Raw genomic sequence first — 15248 nt, 5'->3', positions numbered from 1 at the left:
GTGGCGCCACGCCGACTGATGCGGTCAGCGCATCTCAAACGAAGACTGCAGCGGAATAGTGACGTTGCGCAGCGTGTCGTGCACGGTGATCGCCACTGTCCAGGTCCCTTTGGGGTCGCCGGCTTCAGCAGTGAACTTCATTCCAACTGAAGACAGATAGACACTGTTGGGATCGGTATCGAGGTGGGTAACGAAGCAGGGCAGGTCATGCTCGTCGCCGCTCAGGCTGCCGTCGGGCCGGGTGATCCGCAGGTCGCAGCGCACCTGCGCCATGCCGGCGGCGTCCAGCTTCGGGTTGGTCAGGAAGGACAGGATGTAGAGCGAGCCGCCTTCCTTGACCTCGGTCGCCAGTTCGAAGCGAGGCACCCCGTTGACCGGGTTCTCCCACTTCTGTTGCCATTCCGGGTCCGCGGTAACCACCATCGACGCCGAGAAGCCTTCGCTGGATTTTGCCGAGGACGTATCGGGCAGGGCATTGCCCTGGCCATCATGGACGGCCGTCTGCGCCAGTGCGGACAACGGCATCAGCAGGGCCAACACGGCCAGCGTGCGTGCAGATTTCATCTAGTGGTTCCCCCTGTCCGCATCCTGCGGTGATGGCCGAGTATCGCCCATCCGCCGCACAGGACGTCAAGCGAAAAACGGGGTGCCGGTGTCTTCCGGCACCCCGTTTCGGGGATCAACGTCTGCTGCGGTTCGAGGTAATGCGTTGTCGGGGGGCTGCTACGAACCCGGTGATGTGGGAATCGCCCTTACCGATGCTTGGCTGAGTGCTTCCTGCCGCCGCCGTCCTGCTTGTTGACGGTGGCCCAGGCAATGCGCTCGGCCGCTTTATCGCTGCGGCCCTCAGCCTTTTCACTTTCCTCGATGTGTGCGGCCTGGCGCTTCTGCTTGTCGGTGTAGCTGGATTTTTCTCCACGGGGCATGGTGGGGTCTCCTTCAGGCAAGGGTGCGGACCTTCGGTTCACGGGTCCACTGGCGGGTGGCGGCGGCGGTGACAAACCCCTTGGCGTCTTCTGCCTCGACTACACCGTTGTCTTTGCCGACGCGGGCGGTCTTGAGGAGCAGTTGCGCTCCTTCGTCCGCAGCGATTGCCTTGAGGTGGGCCCAGGCGTCGGCGGCGAAATCGATCGCGGCCGATTCCTTGGTCAGGCGCTTGGCGGCGTCGGCGCTCAGTACGATCGCCACGGCGTCAAACACCACCGAGGGCGTGCCGGCAAGCTGGCCATCGGCAGGCTGCAGCCTGCCGTCGCTGAGCTTGCCGCCGCCGACCTTGGGCGCAACCAGCTTGACCTTCGCGCCCGCTTTCTCCGCTGCCTTGCGCAGGTTGCCAATCAGCCCGGCGTCGGAGCCCTCATCGAACAGGATGCCGACACAGCGGCCCTTCAGCAGATCCTTGTTGCGACCGATTACGCGGACTTCCGGGGCCTTGGGCATGTCTTTGGCCGGGGTAGCGGTAGGTGCAGGATCGGGCAGGGCGGGCATCGCCAGGCCATCGGCCACGCGCTTGGCCAGCGACTCGTCGATGTTGCGAAGGTGGCTGACAGTGCGTTCGCGCACGGCCACCGTTTCCACCTTGGAAAGCTCAAACACCAGGGCGGAGGCCAGATGGGCCTGCTCCGGTGCTTCCAGGCTGCGGAAGAACATGCGCGCCTGGCTGTAATGATCGGCGAAGCTGGCCGCCCGCACGCGTCCCTTGCGGCCGTCGTCGGCCGGGGTGGCGTGGCTCGGGAATCCTGCGGCGGTTTCACGCGGGCTGTCGCCCTGCAGCGAGCTGGGGTCATACGCCACCCGGCCCTTGGGGATGTTCATCTGCATGTGGCCATCGCGCTGATGGTTGGCGAACGGGCACTTGGGGGCGTTGACCGGGATCTGGTGGAAATTCGGGCCACCGAGGCGGCTGAGCTGGGTGTCCAGGTAAGAAAAAAGCCGGCCCTGCAGCAGCGGGTCGTTGCTGAAGTCGATGCCCGGTGGAACGTTTGCCGGGCAATAAGCCACCTGTTCGGTTTCGGCGAAGAAGTTGTCGGGCCAGCGGTCCAGCACCATCCGCCCGATCACGGTCAACGGCACCAGCGATTCGGGGATGATCTTGGTCGAATCGAGATGGTCGAACGGGAAGGCTTCGGCTTCCTGCTCGGTGAACAGTTGTACTGCCAGCTCCCATTCGGGGAAGTCGCCGCCGGTGATCGCCTCGAACAGGTCGCGGCGGTGGAAGTCGTTGTCGGCGCCCTGCAGTTTTACTGCCTCGTCCCACACGGTGGACTGCAGCCCCAGTTTCGGCCGCCAGTGGAACTTGACGAAGGTGGATTCGCCGGCATCATTGATCAGCCGGAAGCTGTGGATGCCGAAGCCTTCGATGGTGCGCAGCGACCGCGGAATGGTGCGGTCGCTCATCGCCCACATGATCATGTGCATGGACTCGGGCATCAGCGAGACGAAATCCCAGAATGTGTCGTGGGCGCTGGCGGCCTGTGGGAAGGCACGGTCCGGCTCCATCTTCACCGCATGGATCAGGTCGGGGAATTTGATCGCGTCCTGGATGAAGAACACCGGGATGTTGTTGCCTACCAGATCCCAGTTGCCTTCCGGCGTGTAGAACTTGACCGCAAAGCCGCGCACGTCGCGCGGCGTATCGACCGAGCCTGCGCCGCCGGCCACCGTCGAGAAGCGGGTGAACACCGGGGTGCGTACGCCGACCTCGGTCAATACCCGGGCACGGGTGTACTGCTGCAGCGAACGGGTCAGTTCGAAGTAGCCGTGGGCAGCGCTGCCCCGCGCGTGCACGATGCGCTCCGGGATCCTCTCGTGGTCGAAGTGGGTGATCTTCTCGCGCAGGATGAAGTCTTCCAGCAGCGTCGGCCCGCGCGGGGTATCGCGCAGCGAGTTCTGGTTGTCGGCGACCGGGATGCCTTGATTGGTGGTCAGCGCAGGGTGGCCTCCGCCGGCACGCTGGTGCAGTTCGTCACCCTCGCCGCGCGCATCGGCCGAGGGGAGGGACTTGGTACGTTGCTTGCTGGTGGCCATCAGGCGACTCCGGGAGCGGGCAGGGGTTCAATCCCCGAGACTGGCGACCGGCGCGTTAATCGCCGGTCGGAGAATCCGACATGGCTTGCACCTGCGCTTCACGCCGGGCGCCGGGGGCGGAACCGGCCGGCGGCAGGGCGGGTATCCTTGTCACCGTGTCCACCCTCCAGCCGCCCCCGCATGCGCGTTGAACCTGCCGACATCGAAGCCCTGTTCGATGCGATCCCCGACGTACTGTTCTTCATGAAAGATCGTGAAGGGCGCTACACGCACATCAACCAGACCATGCTGCGCCGTCTGGGGCTGAAATCGCGCAAGGAGGTGATCGGGCGCACCGCCGCCGAGATCTACCCCACCGGGCTGGGCGCGGACTACGCTACCCAGGATGCGCAGGTGCTGGCTGGCAAGGTGATCGAGAACCTGATGGAGCTGCACCTGTTCGCCAACCGCGAGCCGGGCTGGTGCCTGACCTGCAAGCGGCCGCTGCTGGTGGACGGGCAGATCCGGGGGCTGATCGGCATCTCGCGCGACCTGGGGCAGAAGGACAGTCTGGGCACCCACTATGAGCAGCTGCGGCTGGCGCTGGCGCACCTGAACGCGCATTACGCCGAAAACGTGCGCATGCAGACGTTGCTGGATATCACCGGGTTCTCGCTGTCCAAGCTGGAACGCACCTTCCGCAGGGTGTTCCAGATGACCCCGCAGCAGGTGCTGACCCGGTTGCGTATCCAGATGGCCGTGCATCTGCTGCACGGCAGCGATACCATCGCCAGCATCGGCCAGGCCTGCGGGTTCACCGACCAGAGCGCGTTCACCCGCAAGTTCAAGGCCGAGGTCGGGGTGTCGCCACGGGCCTATCGCGCCCAGATCGCGGAGCGCGCAGAGGCCTGATTACAGGGGCATGGGCACTGCCCCTATCCCGTCTGCCGGCTGGACAAGGTATGGTGTCGCACCTGTTGCCCGCCAATCGATTCCGATGCCCGCATCCCAGATTCCGGCCTCCGCCGCCGCACCCGCCGACACCCGCCTCGGGAGCTCACTCAAACCCCGCCAGCTGATCATGATGGGCCTGGGCAGCGCCATCGGCGCCGGCCTGTTCCTGGGTTCCGGCGTGGGCGTGCAGGCCGCCGGACCGGCCGTGCTGCTGTCCTACCTGGTCGCCGGTGCGTTGGTGATCATCGTGATGAACGCGCTGGGTGAGATGGCCGCGGCCAAGCCGACCAGCGGCGCGTTCTCGGTGTACGCCGCCGACGCCATGGGCGCCACTGCCGGCGCCACGGTGGGCTGGTTGTGGTGGGTGCAGCTGGTGATCGTGATCGCCGCCGAAGCGGTTGGCGCGGCCGGCCTGCTGGCCACCGTGTGGCCGGTCATTCCGGTACCGATGGCGGCGTTGGCCTTCATGCTGTTCTTCACTGCGATCAACCTGCTGGGGGTCAAGAACTTCGGTGAATTCGAGTTCTGGTTCGCCATCCTCAAGGTGGCCGCCATCATCGGGTTCATCCTGATCGGCGTGGCGCTGCTGATGGGCTGGCTGCCGGACGTGGTCTCGCCGGGCCTGAGCAACTTCACCCAGCACGGTGGGTTCGCCCCCAACGGCCTGGCCGGGATCGGCGCGGCGCTGCTGGTGGTGGTGTTCGCTTTCGGCGGCACCGAGATCGTGGCGGTCGCCGCGGCCGAAACCGAAGACCCCGAGCGCAGCATCGCCCGTGCCATCCGCACCGTGGCCTGGCGCATCCTGGTGTTCTACATCGGCTCGCTGAGCGTGATCATCGCCGTGGTGCCCTGGACCAGCGAAGCGCTGAAGTCGCCGTTCGCCGCCGTGCTGCAGGTAGCCAACATCCCGGGGGCGGCCACGGCCATCACCCTGATCGCGGTGATCGCGCTGCTGTCGGCGCTCAACGCCAACCTGTATGGCGCCTCGCGCATGATGTACTCGCTGGCGCGCCGCCGCGAAGCCCCGGCGGTGCTGGGCTGGACCGACCCACGCCACGTGCCGATCATCGCGGTGCTGGCCAGCGTGCTGTTCGGCTTCGCCGCCACGGTGATGGAGCTGCTGTTCCCCGACAAGGTATTGCCGGTGCTGCTTAACATCGTGGGCTCCACCTGTCTGCTGGTGTGGACGATTTCGCTGCTGTCGCAGCTGATCCTGCGCCACCGCGCCAACCGCGACGGCACCCGCCTGCCATTCCGCATGGCCGGCTACCCGTACCTGACCGTACTCGGCCTGTGCGTGCTGGCGCTGATCTTCGGCCTGCTGCTCTCCGAAGCCCACACCCGCGTGCAGTTCCTGTCGATGGCCGCGCTGACCGCGGTGATCGCGATCACCAGCGAAGTGGCACGGCGGGTGCGTCGGAACCGGCAGGACGTCTAACGCCTGCAGGATGGAAATGACACGGCCCGCGAATGCGGGCCGTTTCGTTTTCAGCGCTCCTGCAGGCAATCCGTTTGATCACCGCCGGATGTTGTGTGCACCATGGGAATCAGCTCAATGCAAAGGGCCTCGCAGGCTGGCGTTGTTCGCGTTGTGCTTCTTGCATGAATCCATCGGCATCTGGCGCCGAGCAGCAGCCACGCAGGGCGTGGCCCTATGCGTCCTGGTAAACAAAAACGGCCCGCTTGCGCGGGCCGTCTTCGTTTCACCAGGCTGGAGGAATCAAACCTCCACGCCCTCGTCTTCCTTGTACGCATCCACCGGGATACAGGCGCACATCACGTTCTTGTCGCCGTACACGTTGTCCACGCGCGCCACCGGCGGCCAGTACTTCTGCTGGCGCAGGCTGGCCAGCGGGAAGGCGGCCAGTTCACGCGGGTAGGCGTGCGACCACTCGCTGGCCGACACCGCCGTGGCGGTGTGCGGGGCGTGCTTGAGCGGATTGTCTTCGCGGTCCAGGCGGCCGTCTTCGATTGCGGCGATTTCCTCGCGGATCTGGATCATCGCGTTGATGAAGCGGTCCAGCTCATGCAGCGATTCGCTTTCGGTGGGTTCGACCATCAGCGTGCCGGCGACCGGGAAGCTCAGGGTCGGGGCGTGGAAACCGAAGTCGATCAGTCGCTTGGCCACGTCTTCCGCGCCCACGCCGGAGGTCTTCTCCAGCGGGCGCACGTCCAGGATGCACTCGTGCGCCACCAGCCCGTTGCGGCCGGTGTACAGCGTCTTGAAGTGCGGGGCCAGGCGCTTGGCGATGTAGTTGGCGTTGAGCAGGGCGACCTGGGTGGCCTTGCGCAGGCCTTCGGTACCCATCAGCGTGATGTACATCCAGCTGATCGGCAGGATCGAGGCGCTGCCGAAGCTGGCCGCGCTGACCATGCCCACCGGGCCGTTGTCGCCCAGCTTGCCCGGCAGGAACGGGGCCAGGTGCGACTTGACCGCACACGGGCCCACGCCCGGGCCGCCGCCGCCGTGCGGAATGCAGAAGGTCTTGTGCAGGTTCAGGTGCGAGACGTCCGAGCCCCATTTGCCGGGCTTGGCCACGCCAACCAGGGCGTTCATGTTGGCGCCGTCGGTGTACACCTGGCCGCCGTGCTTGTGGATGATCTCGCAGATCTCGACCACTTCTTCCTCGAACACGCCGTGCGTGGAGGGGTAGGTCATCATGATCGCGGCCAGGCGGTCGCTGTACTTCTCGGCGTTGATGCGGATGTCTTCCACATCGACGTTGCCATTGCCGTCGGTCTTGGTCACCACCACCTTCATGCCGCACATCTGCGCCGAGGCCGGGTTGGTGCCGTGCGCCGAATCGGGAATCAGGCAGACATCGCGGTGGCCTTCGCCGCGTGAGCGGTGGTAGGCGCGGATCGCCAGCAGGCCGGCATACTCGCCCTGCGCACCGGAGTTCGGCTGCAGGCTCACCGCGTCATAGCCGGTGCACTCCACCAGCATCGCTTCCAGCCCGTCGATCAGTTCCTTGTAACCGGCGGCCTGGTCGGCCGGGGCCAGCGGGTGGATGTTGGCGAATTCCGGCCAGGTCACCGGGATCATTTCGGCGGTGGCGTTGAGCTTCATGGTGCAGCTGCCCAGCGGGATCATGGTGCGATCCATTGCCAGGTCCTTGTCAGCCAGCGAGCGCAGGTAGCGGAGCAGCTCGTGTTCGCTGTGGTGCGTGTTGAACACCGGGTGGGTCAGGAACGCGCTGGTGCGGACCAGGCCGGCCGGCAGGGCGTCGGCAGTGGTCGCGTCCAGTGCTTCCACGTCGACGTCGGCACCGAACAGCCGGCCCAGCGCGATGATGTCGGCACGGGTGGTGGTTTCATCCAGGCTGATGCCGACCGCTTCGCTGTCGATCGCACGCAGGTTGATGCGGGCGGCGGCGGCCTTGGCGTGGATCGCTGCGGCGTCGATGTCCTTGACGTGCAGGGTGTCGAAGAACTGCTCACCGACGTTGACGCCGGCGGTGCGCAGCGCGGCCGCCAGGATCGCGGCCAGGCGGTGGGTGCGGCGGGCAATGCGGGTCAGGCCATCGGGGCCGTGGTACACGGCGTACATCGAGGCCATCACCGCCAGCAGTACCTGCGCGGTGCAGATGTTGGAGGTGGCCTTCTCGCGGCGGATGTGCTGCTCGCGGGTCTGCAGGGTGAGGCGGTAGGCCGCATTGCCCTGGGCATCGACCGACACGCCGATCAGGCGGCCCGGCATCGAGCGCTTGTAGGCATCCCGGCAGGCCATGAACGCCGCGTGCGGGCCGCCGAAGCCGAACGGCACGCCGAAGCGCTGCGAGTTGCCCACCACGATGTCCGCGCCCCATTCGCCGGGGGCGGCGATCAGGGTCAGCGCCAGCAGGTCGGTGGCCACGGCGACCAGGCCGCCACGCGCGTGCACGGCATCGGCCAGTGCCTTGTAATCGCCGATGTGGCCGAAGGTGTCCGGGTACTGCAGCAGCACGCCGTAGGCTTCGGCTTCCATGGCCTCGGCCGGGGTGCCCACGCGCAGCACGATGCCCATCGGCTCGGCGCGGGTGCGCAGCAGTTCCAGCGTCTGCGGGTGCACGGCATCGTGCACGAAGAAGGTGTCGGACTTGCTCTTGGCCGAACGCTTTGCCAGGGTCATCGCTTCGGCCGCGGCGGTGGCTTCATCCAGCAGCGAAGCGTTGGCGATCTCCATGCCGGTCAGGTCGGCGCACAGGGTCTGGAAGTTGATCAGCGCTTCCATGCGGCCCTGCGAGATCTCGGCCTGGTACGGCGTGTAGGCGGTGTACCACGCCGGGTTTTCCAGCACGTTGCGCAGGATGACGTTCGGGGTGAGGGTGCCGTAGTAGCCCTGGCCGATGAAGGTGCGGAACACCTGGTTCTTGTCGGCGATGGCCCGGATCTTGGCCAGCGCTTCCACTTCGGTCAGCGAGCTGGGCAGCGCCAGCGCGGCCGGCGACTTGATGCCCGACGGCACGATGGCGTCGGTCAGTGCGTCCAGCGAGGCGTGGCCGACCACGTCGAGCATCTGCGCGATTTCGGCGTCGTTGGGGCCGATGTGGCGTTCGACGAACGCGTGGTGGTGTTCAAGCTCGCGCAGGGAGGGGGTGTTCTGGGACATGGCTGGCATCCAAAAGAGTGGGCACGCACGTTCGGAAGCGCGGACGGGGGCGTGTCGTGGGCGACAACGGTCCACCAGACCCTGCGGTCTTCCTGGGTGCCCCTCTGTCCTTTTGCCTGAGAGTTTAAAAGCGCGCGGCTGCGTGCTTCGTGCCCCTTCGGCGCCGGCACTGGCCGGTCTCTCCAGAGTTTTGGTGCGGGTGGTATCGGGCCTGAGCGATTACGGGCGTTGCGCCTTCGGCAGCGGGGCTTCAATACAAAGCGCCGCTTCTCCCACCAGTAGCCCGGCGATTATAGCCCAGAGCCCCGCCCATCAACGGCCGTCCGGCAAATGAACAGGGGGTGCAGACCGCTCCATCACCGGCTGCCGGGCATGGTGCCAGGCAGGCGGACGGCCTATCATGGCCTGATCCTCGTATTCATCAGGCGCCACCGCAGGCTGCGGCCGGCGCCTTCCGTGCGTTCACGCGCGGCCGCTGACGGAAGACCCGATGACACCCGCCTCACCTTCTACCCGCCGCCTGGCCCTGCTGCTCGCCGGCCTGGCCATGTTCGGCCCGTTCTCGATCGACACCATTTTCCCGGCGTTCCTGCTGCTGGGCGAGCGCATGCAGGTCGACCAGGTCGCGGTGCAGCAGACGGTCAGCGTGTATTTGCTGTTCTACGGCCTGATGAGCCTGGCGCACGGCCCGCTGTCGGACGCGTTCGGTCGCCGGCGGGTGATCCTGGGCGGGCTGGTGCTGTTCATCGCTGCTTCGATTGGCTGCGCGCTGTCGCGCGACCTGACCACGCTGCTGGTGTTCCGCGCGCTGCAGGGCGTGACCGCCGGGGTGGGCGTGATCGTCGGTCGTGCGGTGATCCGCGACCTGTACCATGGCGCCGACGCGCAGCGGTTGATGAGCCAGGTCTCGATGATCTTCGGGATTGCGCCTGCGATCGCGCCGATCATCGGGGGCTGGATCCTGCTCGGCGGCGGCGACTGGCCGCTGATCTTCTGGTTCCTGGTGGCGTTTGCGCTGGTGCTGCTGGCGGCTACCAGCAAGTGGCTGCCGGAAACGCACCCGGTCGAAGCACGCACGCCGCTGTCCACCGGCGCGCTGCTGCGCAGCTACGTGCAGATGGGTACCAACCCGCGGCTGCTGCGCCTGGCTGCGGCCGGTGCGTTCAATTTTTCCGGCATTTTCCTGTATATCGCCTCGGCGCCGGTGTTCGTGATGCAGCACCTGCAGCTGGGCGAGGGCGGCTTTGCCTGGCTGTTCATTCCCACCATCGGCGGCATGACCACGGGTTCGTTCCTGTCCGGGCGCATGGCCGGGCGGATGACGGCGGCGCGCCAGGTCGGGATCGGGTTCAGCCTGTGCGCGGTATCGGCGTTGGTCAACCTGGCCTATGTGCTGGCAGTGGGCCAGATCGCGCTGCCGTGGGCGGTGCTGCCGATCTTCATCGGCGGCGTGGGCATGGCGCTGATCTTCCCGATCCTGGCGCTGGCGGTGCTGGACATGTACCCGCACCAGCGCGGCCTTGCCTCGTCGATGCAGATGTTCCTGCAGTTGATGATCAACACCGTGGTGGCCGGGGTGGTCTCGCCGCTGCTCAGCCATACCCCGCTGCACCTGGCATTGGGCTACGCCGGCTTCTTTGCCATAGGCGCCAGCTTCTGGTTCTGGGAGCGCCGCTGCGAACGCCGCCGCGAGGCCCTGGCCGGGCTGGCCTGAGCCGGTGCGCTATCCTTTCCCCATCTGTTGAAGTCCGGAAGTCCTGATGTCGACCACCTCCAAGCTGCGCCGTGATCTGCGCAAGCGCCGCGAAACCGAAGCGGCCAATCGTGAAAAGGCCAACGCGTCGCCGGTGGAGCCGCATGCCGAACTGCGCGACCAGCAACGCACGCTGCTGGCCGGCGTGGTCCGCCGCGATGGCGAATGGGTGCTGGGCATGGACGGCCGCATCGCCGGGCAGACCCCCAGCGCCGCCCGCGTGCTGGCGCTGATCATGCAGGCCGCCGAACTGCATGAGCGCCAGGGCACCCCGGTGCGCCTGGTGTATTCGGATGCGCTGAAAGACGCCGCGCACGCCGAGGCCAAGGCCGAGGGCAAGGATTTCGAGCAGTTCAAGACCGAGCTGGCCGCGTCGTTGAAACCGAAGTCCTGACAACCAACCGCGCAAAAAAAAACCGGCCAATGGCCGGTTTTTTCGTTTACGGAGCTTTCGGCGCTGCCGCCGCTGCGGCGGGTGGCTGCCACCCGCACATCTGGCCCTGGTTCTGCTGCTTGAGCCAGTCGTTGACCGGGGTGAAGTACTCGATCATCGGGCCGGCATCGAGCTTGTCGCCCCCGGTGATTTCCTTCAGCGTGGCCTGCCACGGCTGGCTGGCACCCTTGCTCAGCATCGCCCAGAACTTCTGGCCGGCTTCCTTGTTGCCGTAGAAGCTGCACTGGTGCAGCGGGCCCTTGTAACCGGACGCATCGCACAGGCCCTTGTAGAACTGGAACTGCAGGATGCGCGCCAGGAAGTAGCGCGTGTACGGGGTGTTGCCCGGGACGTGGTACTTCGCGCCGGGATCGAAGAACTCCTCGCCACGCGCCGAGGCCGGGGCCACGCCCTGGTACTTGGCCTTCAGGTCCCACCACGCCTTGTTGTACTGGTCCGGGGTGATCGAGCCATCGAACACGCCCCAGCGCCAGCGGTCGATCATCAGCCCGAACGGCAGGAACGACACGCCGCTCAGGGCCATGCGCATCTGCGCGTTGATGGTCGCCTCGCGGCTTTCCTGCGGCTTGTCGACCAGGCCGATCGAGTTCAGGTACTGCGGGGTCATCGCCAGCACGATGGTGTCGCCGATCGCTTCGTGGAAGCCATCGTTGGCACCGCCCTGGAACAACGGCGGCAGCGGGTTGTAGGCCAGGTCGTAATAGATGTGGCCAAGCTCATGGTAGATGGTGGTGAAGTTTTCTTCGTTCGGCTTGATGCACATCTTGGTGCGCACGTCGCCTTCCATGTTCATGTCCCACGCGCTGGCGTGGCAGACCACGTCACGGTCCAGCGGCTTGATGAACTGGGTCTTGTCCCAGTACGACTTCGGCAGGGCGGGCATGCCCAGCGACACGTAGAAGTCCTGCGCGCGTTCGGTCATCTGCTTGGCGGTACGCAGTTCGGCCTCCCGCTGCGCCTTGTACAGCGCTTCCACGTTCGCGTTGCTGCCGCCGGCCTTGGCCAGCGCGCCGCTGAGGTTGGTCTGGTACTGCTTCTCCAGCGCGGCGGTGATGTCCAGGCTGCCCGCGCCCGGGTACGGCTCAAGCTGATCCCACAGGTTGGACCAGTCCTGCTGCCACATGTTGCCCAGCAGGTGCGCGGCGATCAGGCCACCTTCGGTTTCGGCCTTGTCCTTGCCGTAGGTGCCGTCCAGCTTGGTACGGGCGTAGCAATGCAGCTGCTCGTACATCGGCTTGACCTGTTCCCACAGGCGGTCGGTCTCCGGGCCGATCTGCTCGGGCGGCATGTCGTAGCCGCTGCGCCACATCTGGCCGGCATCGGCAAACCCCATTTCCTTGGCCCCTTCATTGACCAGGCCGACGAAGCGCTGGTAATCGGCGCGCATCGGCTTGGTGGTGGCGTGCCAGCCTTGCCAGGCGTCCAGCTGCTTGTCGTAGTCGCGGCTGCTGGCAAGCACCTGTTCGAGATCGCCGAGCTGGCGGCAGGTGGCCGGGTTGGCTTCATCGGTGCAGTACCTGCCCGAACCGTAAGCGCCTTCCATGCGGCTGGCGATGCGGGTCAGTTCGCCCAGCTTGGCCGGGTCGCGCGGCGCCGGCATGGCGGTCATCAGTTTGAGCAGGTGGATCTGGCGCTTGGTGTCCTCGCTCATCGGCTGGCCGTCGTACTTGCCGGCCTGGGCGATCCAACCATTGAGAATGGTCAGCCAGCGTTCGTTGGCCTTGGCCGCCACCCGCTCGGAATCGTCATTGATGTAGGTCGAGGACAGCCACTGGGCCGAGGTCATTTCCGGGTACAGGGCCTTGTACTCGGCGTTGACGCGGGCGATGAACTGGTCCGCGGTTTCGGTCGGCGCGGCGGTGCCTGCGGCCGGAGCATCGGCCGGGGACGGTTCCTTCTGGCAGGCCGCCAGCGTCAGTGCGGCAGCACCGACAGCCAGGGCCAGCAGGAGCGGGCGGTGTTTCACGGGGACATCCTTGGGTGGTGACAGACCGGCGAAGGCTAGTGGGGCCGCCGCCGCACCGCAAGGGCCACAGGTCCCGTCAGCGCCCGCAGCCGGCGAACAGGTCGCGGTCGCGCTGGTACAGCGAGGTTTTCACCTGCATCAGGCCGAGCACCGACGGGAATATGTTGTCATGGTCGGTGTACTGGCTGGCGCGCCGGCGCAAACAGGCCAGGTCCAGGCCGCGGCTGGCAGCGAAGCTGGGCGAGAACCACATCGTCATCGGCACCCGGGTCTGTTCCTGCGGGGCGATCGCGTACGGCACGCCGTGCAGGTACAGGCCCTTCTCGCCGAGCGATTCACCATGGTCGGACAGGTAGATCATCGCGGTGTCGTAATCCTGCATGCCCTGCAGCGTGCCGATGGTGTGGGCCAGCAGCTGGTCGGTGTACAGCAGTGCGTTGTCGTAGCTGTTGGTGATTTCCTGGCGGCTGCACTTGCCCAGGTCCGGGGTGTCGCAGGTCGGCGTGAAGCGGCGGAAGCGGGCGGGGTAGCGCTCGAAGTAGCTGGGGCCGTGGTTGCCCAGCTGATGCAGCACCACCACGCGGTCGCCCGGCCTGGCACGGACCTGTTCGGCGAGTTTGTCGATCAGGATCTCATCCATGCAGCGCCCGTTGGCGCACAGGGTGGGGTGGGTGGCATCGTCCAACGCCTGCATCGGCAGGCCTTCGCACACGCCCTTGCAGCCGGACTGGTTGTCGCGCCACAGCGTGGCGATGCCGGCATGGTCGAGCACGTGCAGCAGCGACTGGTGCGCGCGGATCTTCTTCTCATCGTAATCGTGGCGGCCATAGGGCGAGAACAGGCATGGCAGCGACACTTCCGTGCTGGTACCGCACGAATGCATGTCCGGGAAATTGATCGCACTGGTCTGCGCCAGCTGCGGCGTCGTCTGCCGGGCGTATCCGTTCAAGCCCCAGTTCTGCGCGCGTGCGGTTTCGCCCATCACGATCACCAGCAGCCGCGGCTTGCTGTCGGCCGCGCGCGGTGTTGCTTTGGCATCCAGCCCGATCGGCAGCTTCGGTGCGCGCTGGATCGGGTTGTCGCCGCGCAGCGCCTTGGGCAGGCCCAGCAGGTAGTTGCCGGGCGTGGCCAGGTAACGCACTTCGCGCTGGTTGCGCATCAGCGCCGACATTTCCTGGAACGACAGCAGTGAACCGCCCAGTGCAATGGCCGCCGACAACAGCAGGAAGCCGGCACGCCACAGCAGTGCCTTGCTCCAGCTGCGGCGCAGCAGCTGCACGCGCGACAGCACAACCATGGGCAGCGCCGCCAGCAGCACCAGCGGGGCGATCAGGCTGGGGGTGATCAGCTCGCGGCTTTCCTTGTGGTCGGTTGCCAGCACGTTGCGCAGCATGTCCGCATCCAGGTAGATGTGGTAACTGCCCATGTAATGGGCAGCCATCGCGGTGCCCAGCAGCAGCACGCCGATCATCACCTTCGCATTCCAGCGCCACACCAGCAGGCCCATCAGCAGGCTGTGCGCGCCGACCAGCAGCAACAGCAGCGACAGGGCGAAGCGCAGGCTGCCCGGGTGGGTGGCCATCGCGCTGTGCCAGAACAGGGCGTTGCAGGCCAGCGCGAAGAACACGCTGGTGAGGGCGATCAGGGTTTCGGTGGACCAGGTTGGGCGCCAATGGCGCAGGGCGGACAGCGAAGCAAGGCGCGGCAGGCGCGAGGCGATGGCATTGGCATTCATGCGCGTGCTCCCGCAATGCGGCGTACCAGCAGGAACAACAGCAGCGACACCGTCCAGCAGGTTGCCAGCGTCCACAGGTCATGCGACAGGAAATGCGCGCCGCGCAGCTGCTGCGCGATACCGAACACGCCGCCGGCAACCAGCCCTGCGGCAAGGCCGCGCCAGCGCCACGCCGGACGTACCAGCAGCGCAAAGAAATACAGGCTGACCCAGGCAAAACCGGCGCTGGAATGCCCGGCCGGAAAGCACGCGCCGCGCGGCATGCCGTGCGGGCGGGTGGCGAACAGGCCCACGTAGTCGCGCATGCCGCCGTAGCGCGCCAGGTCCCACGGGCAGTCCATGTTGGTCATCGACTTCAGCAGCGACACCACGCCGGTGCCCAGTGCGACGGCCAGCACCAGATACAGCAGCGGCCAGCGCCATGCAGCGGCGCGTTGGTGGCGCCATGCATGGAAGCACAGCACGATGGCCAGCAGCGTTGCCGCTGCGCTCAACCACTTGCCGCCCTTGTGGATCAGCTGGCTGGTGGCCCATGCATGCTGCAGGAGCCAGTGATGGCCCTCCATGCGATAGAACTGATCGGCCAGCCACTGGTCGCCACCGCCGGCCATGAGCAGTGCGCTGGTGGCCAGCACCGCCAGCAGCGGCCACGCGAGGTGGCTGCGCAGGAAGCGATGGGTGCCGGAAGGGTCATGCGTGGCGAGCGGAAGGGACGCAGCAGGAACGGGAAGCATGAAGTCGGAGCCGGCGGGAAAACCGGCGCCATGGTCGTCAGCGGCGTGTCGGAGACCG

General features: G+C 66.4%; 10 protein-coding genes, 1 pseudogene and 1 riboswitch. Of the genes and pseudogenes, 4 read left to right on the top strand and 7 right to left on the bottom strand.

The window, feature by feature from the left end; translation table 11 throughout:
- Positions 1-24: 24 nt before the first annotated feature.
- The 3 genes and pseudogenes from ACGFZ3_RS11040 to ACGFZ3_RS11030 form a co-directional block, all read right to left on the bottom strand.
- Complete coding sequence (locus tag ACGFZ3_RS11040; protein WP_392920555.1) at positions 25-564, bottom strand: hypothetical protein; 540 nt, start codon at positions 562-564, stop codon at positions 25-27.
- A 191-nt stretch (positions 565-755) separates the two neighbouring features.
- Positions 756-926: pseudogene (locus tag ACGFZ3_RS11035) on the bottom strand (HupB); the annotation flags it as partial.
- 13 nt (positions 927-939) lie between these two features.
- Entirely contained in the window at positions 940-3024 is a 2085-nt protein-coding gene (locus tag ACGFZ3_RS11030; protein ID WP_392920552.1) for a catalase, read from the bottom strand.
- Between the two features lie 180 nt (positions 3025-3204).
- Here ACGFZ3_RS11030 and ACGFZ3_RS11025 point away from each other — a divergent pair, with 180 nt between their 5' ends.
- Together ACGFZ3_RS11025 and ACGFZ3_RS11020 are read left to right on the top strand one after the other, a co-directional pair.
- Positions 3205-3915 carry a PAS domain-containing protein gene (locus ACGFZ3_RS11025; RefSeq protein ID WP_392920549.1) on the top strand — a complete coding sequence of 237 codons (711 nt, stop codon included), beginning with the start codon at positions 3205-3207 and terminating at the stop codon, positions 3913-3915.
- Between the two features lie 85 nt (positions 3916-4000).
- Positions 4001-5395 (top strand): amino acid permease, encoded by a 1395-nt coding sequence (locus ACGFZ3_RS11020; protein ID WP_392920546.1) that lies wholly within the window; start codon positions 4001-4003, stop codon positions 5393-5395.
- A gap of 282 nt (positions 5396-5677) precedes the next feature.
- Here the strand turns inward: ACGFZ3_RS11020 and gcvP are convergent, their stop codons facing one another.
- Positions 5678-8557, bottom strand: a complete 2880-nt coding sequence (gcvP, locus tag ACGFZ3_RS11015) for an aminomethyl-transferring glycine dehydrogenase (protein ID WP_392920543.1) — start codon at positions 8555-8557, stop codon at positions 5678-5680.
- A gap of 85 nt (positions 8558-8642) precedes the next feature.
- Positions 8643-8744: riboswitch (glycine riboswitch) on the bottom strand.
- Positions 8745-9038: 294 nt separating this feature from the next.
- Between gcvP and ACGFZ3_RS11010 the strand changes: the two genes are divergently transcribed.
- Both ACGFZ3_RS11010 and ACGFZ3_RS11005 read left to right on the top strand, forming a co-directional pair.
- On the top strand, positions 9039-10262 hold the full coding sequence (locus tag ACGFZ3_RS11010) for a multidrug effflux MFS transporter (protein WP_392920540.1): 1224 nt from the start codon (positions 9039-9041) through the stop codon (positions 10260-10262).
- A 46-nt stretch (positions 10263-10308) separates the two neighbouring features.
- Positions 10309-10695, top strand: a complete 387-nt coding sequence (locus ACGFZ3_RS11005) for a hypothetical protein (RefSeq protein WP_392920537.1) — start codon at positions 10309-10311, stop codon at positions 10693-10695.
- Positions 10696-10741: 46 nt separating this feature from the next.
- Here ACGFZ3_RS11005 and ACGFZ3_RS11000 read toward each other — a convergent pair whose 3' ends face one another.
- The 3 genes from ACGFZ3_RS11000 to ACGFZ3_RS10990 form a co-directional block, all read right to left on the bottom strand.
- Positions 10742-12721: a M2 family metallopeptidase gene (locus tag ACGFZ3_RS11000; protein ID WP_392920534.1), complete on the bottom strand. Its 1980-nt coding sequence runs from the start codon at positions 12719-12721 to the stop codon at positions 10742-10744.
- 76 nt (positions 12722-12797) lie between these two features.
- Complete coding sequence (locus ACGFZ3_RS10995) at positions 12798-14456, bottom strand: phosphoethanolamine transferase (protein WP_392920531.1); 1659 nt, start codon at positions 14454-14456, stop codon at positions 12798-12800.
- A complete protein-coding gene (locus tag ACGFZ3_RS10990) occupies positions 14453-15190 on the bottom strand; it encodes a phosphatase PAP2 family protein (protein ID WP_392920528.1) in 738 nt (245 codons plus the stop codon). The genes ACGFZ3_RS10995 and ACGFZ3_RS10990 overlap by 4 nt, the downstream gene beginning before the upstream one ends.
- Between the last annotated feature and the right edge of the window lie 58 nt (positions 15191-15248).

It is taken from the genome of Stenotrophomonas sp. NPDC047960 (assembly GCF_043204395.1).
In the GTDB taxonomy this organism is placed as follows: Bacteria; Pseudomonadota; Gammaproteobacteria; order Xanthomonadales; family Xanthomonadaceae; genus Stenotrophomonas.
Note: the sequence above shows the minus strand (reverse complement) of the source record. Positions and strands in the feature narration are given on the sequence as shown.

What these genes read in the sequence shown, in the direction of transcription:
- ACGFZ3_RS11040 (WP_392920555.1), bottom strand. Translation starts at nt 564, where the DNA reads ATGAAATCTGCACGCACGCTGGCCGTGTTGGCCCTGCTGATGCCGTTG.
- ACGFZ3_RS11030 (WP_392920552.1), bottom strand. Translation starts at nt 3,024, where the DNA reads ATGGCCACCAGCAAGCAACGTACCAAGTCCCTCCCCTCGGCCGATGCG.
- ACGFZ3_RS11025 (WP_392920549.1), top strand. Translation starts at nt 3,205, where the DNA reads ATGCGCGTTGAACCTGCCGACATCGAAGCCCTGTTCGATGCGATCCCC.
- ACGFZ3_RS11020 (WP_392920546.1), top strand. Translation starts at nt 4,001, where the DNA reads ATGCCCGCATCCCAGATTCCGGCCTCCGCCGCCGCACCCGCCGACACC.
- gcvP (WP_392920543.1), bottom strand. Translation starts at nt 8,557, where the DNA reads ATGCCAGCCATGTCCCAGAACACCCCCTCCCTGCGCGAGCTTGAACAC.
- ACGFZ3_RS11010 (WP_392920540.1), top strand. Translation starts at nt 9,039, where the DNA reads ATGACACCCGCCTCACCTTCTACCCGCCGCCTGGCCCTGCTGCTCGCC.
- ACGFZ3_RS11005 (WP_392920537.1), top strand. Translation starts at nt 10,309, where the DNA reads ATGTCGACCACCTCCAAGCTGCGCCGTGATCTGCGCAAGCGCCGCGAA.
- ACGFZ3_RS10995 (WP_392920531.1), bottom strand. Translation starts at nt 14,456, where the DNA reads ATGAATGCCAATGCCATCGCCTCGCGCCTGCCGCGCCTTGCTTCGCTG.
- ACGFZ3_RS10990 (WP_392920528.1), bottom strand. Translation starts at nt 15,190, where the DNA reads ATGCTTCCCGTTCCTGCTGCGTCCCTTCCGCTCGCCACGCATGACCCT.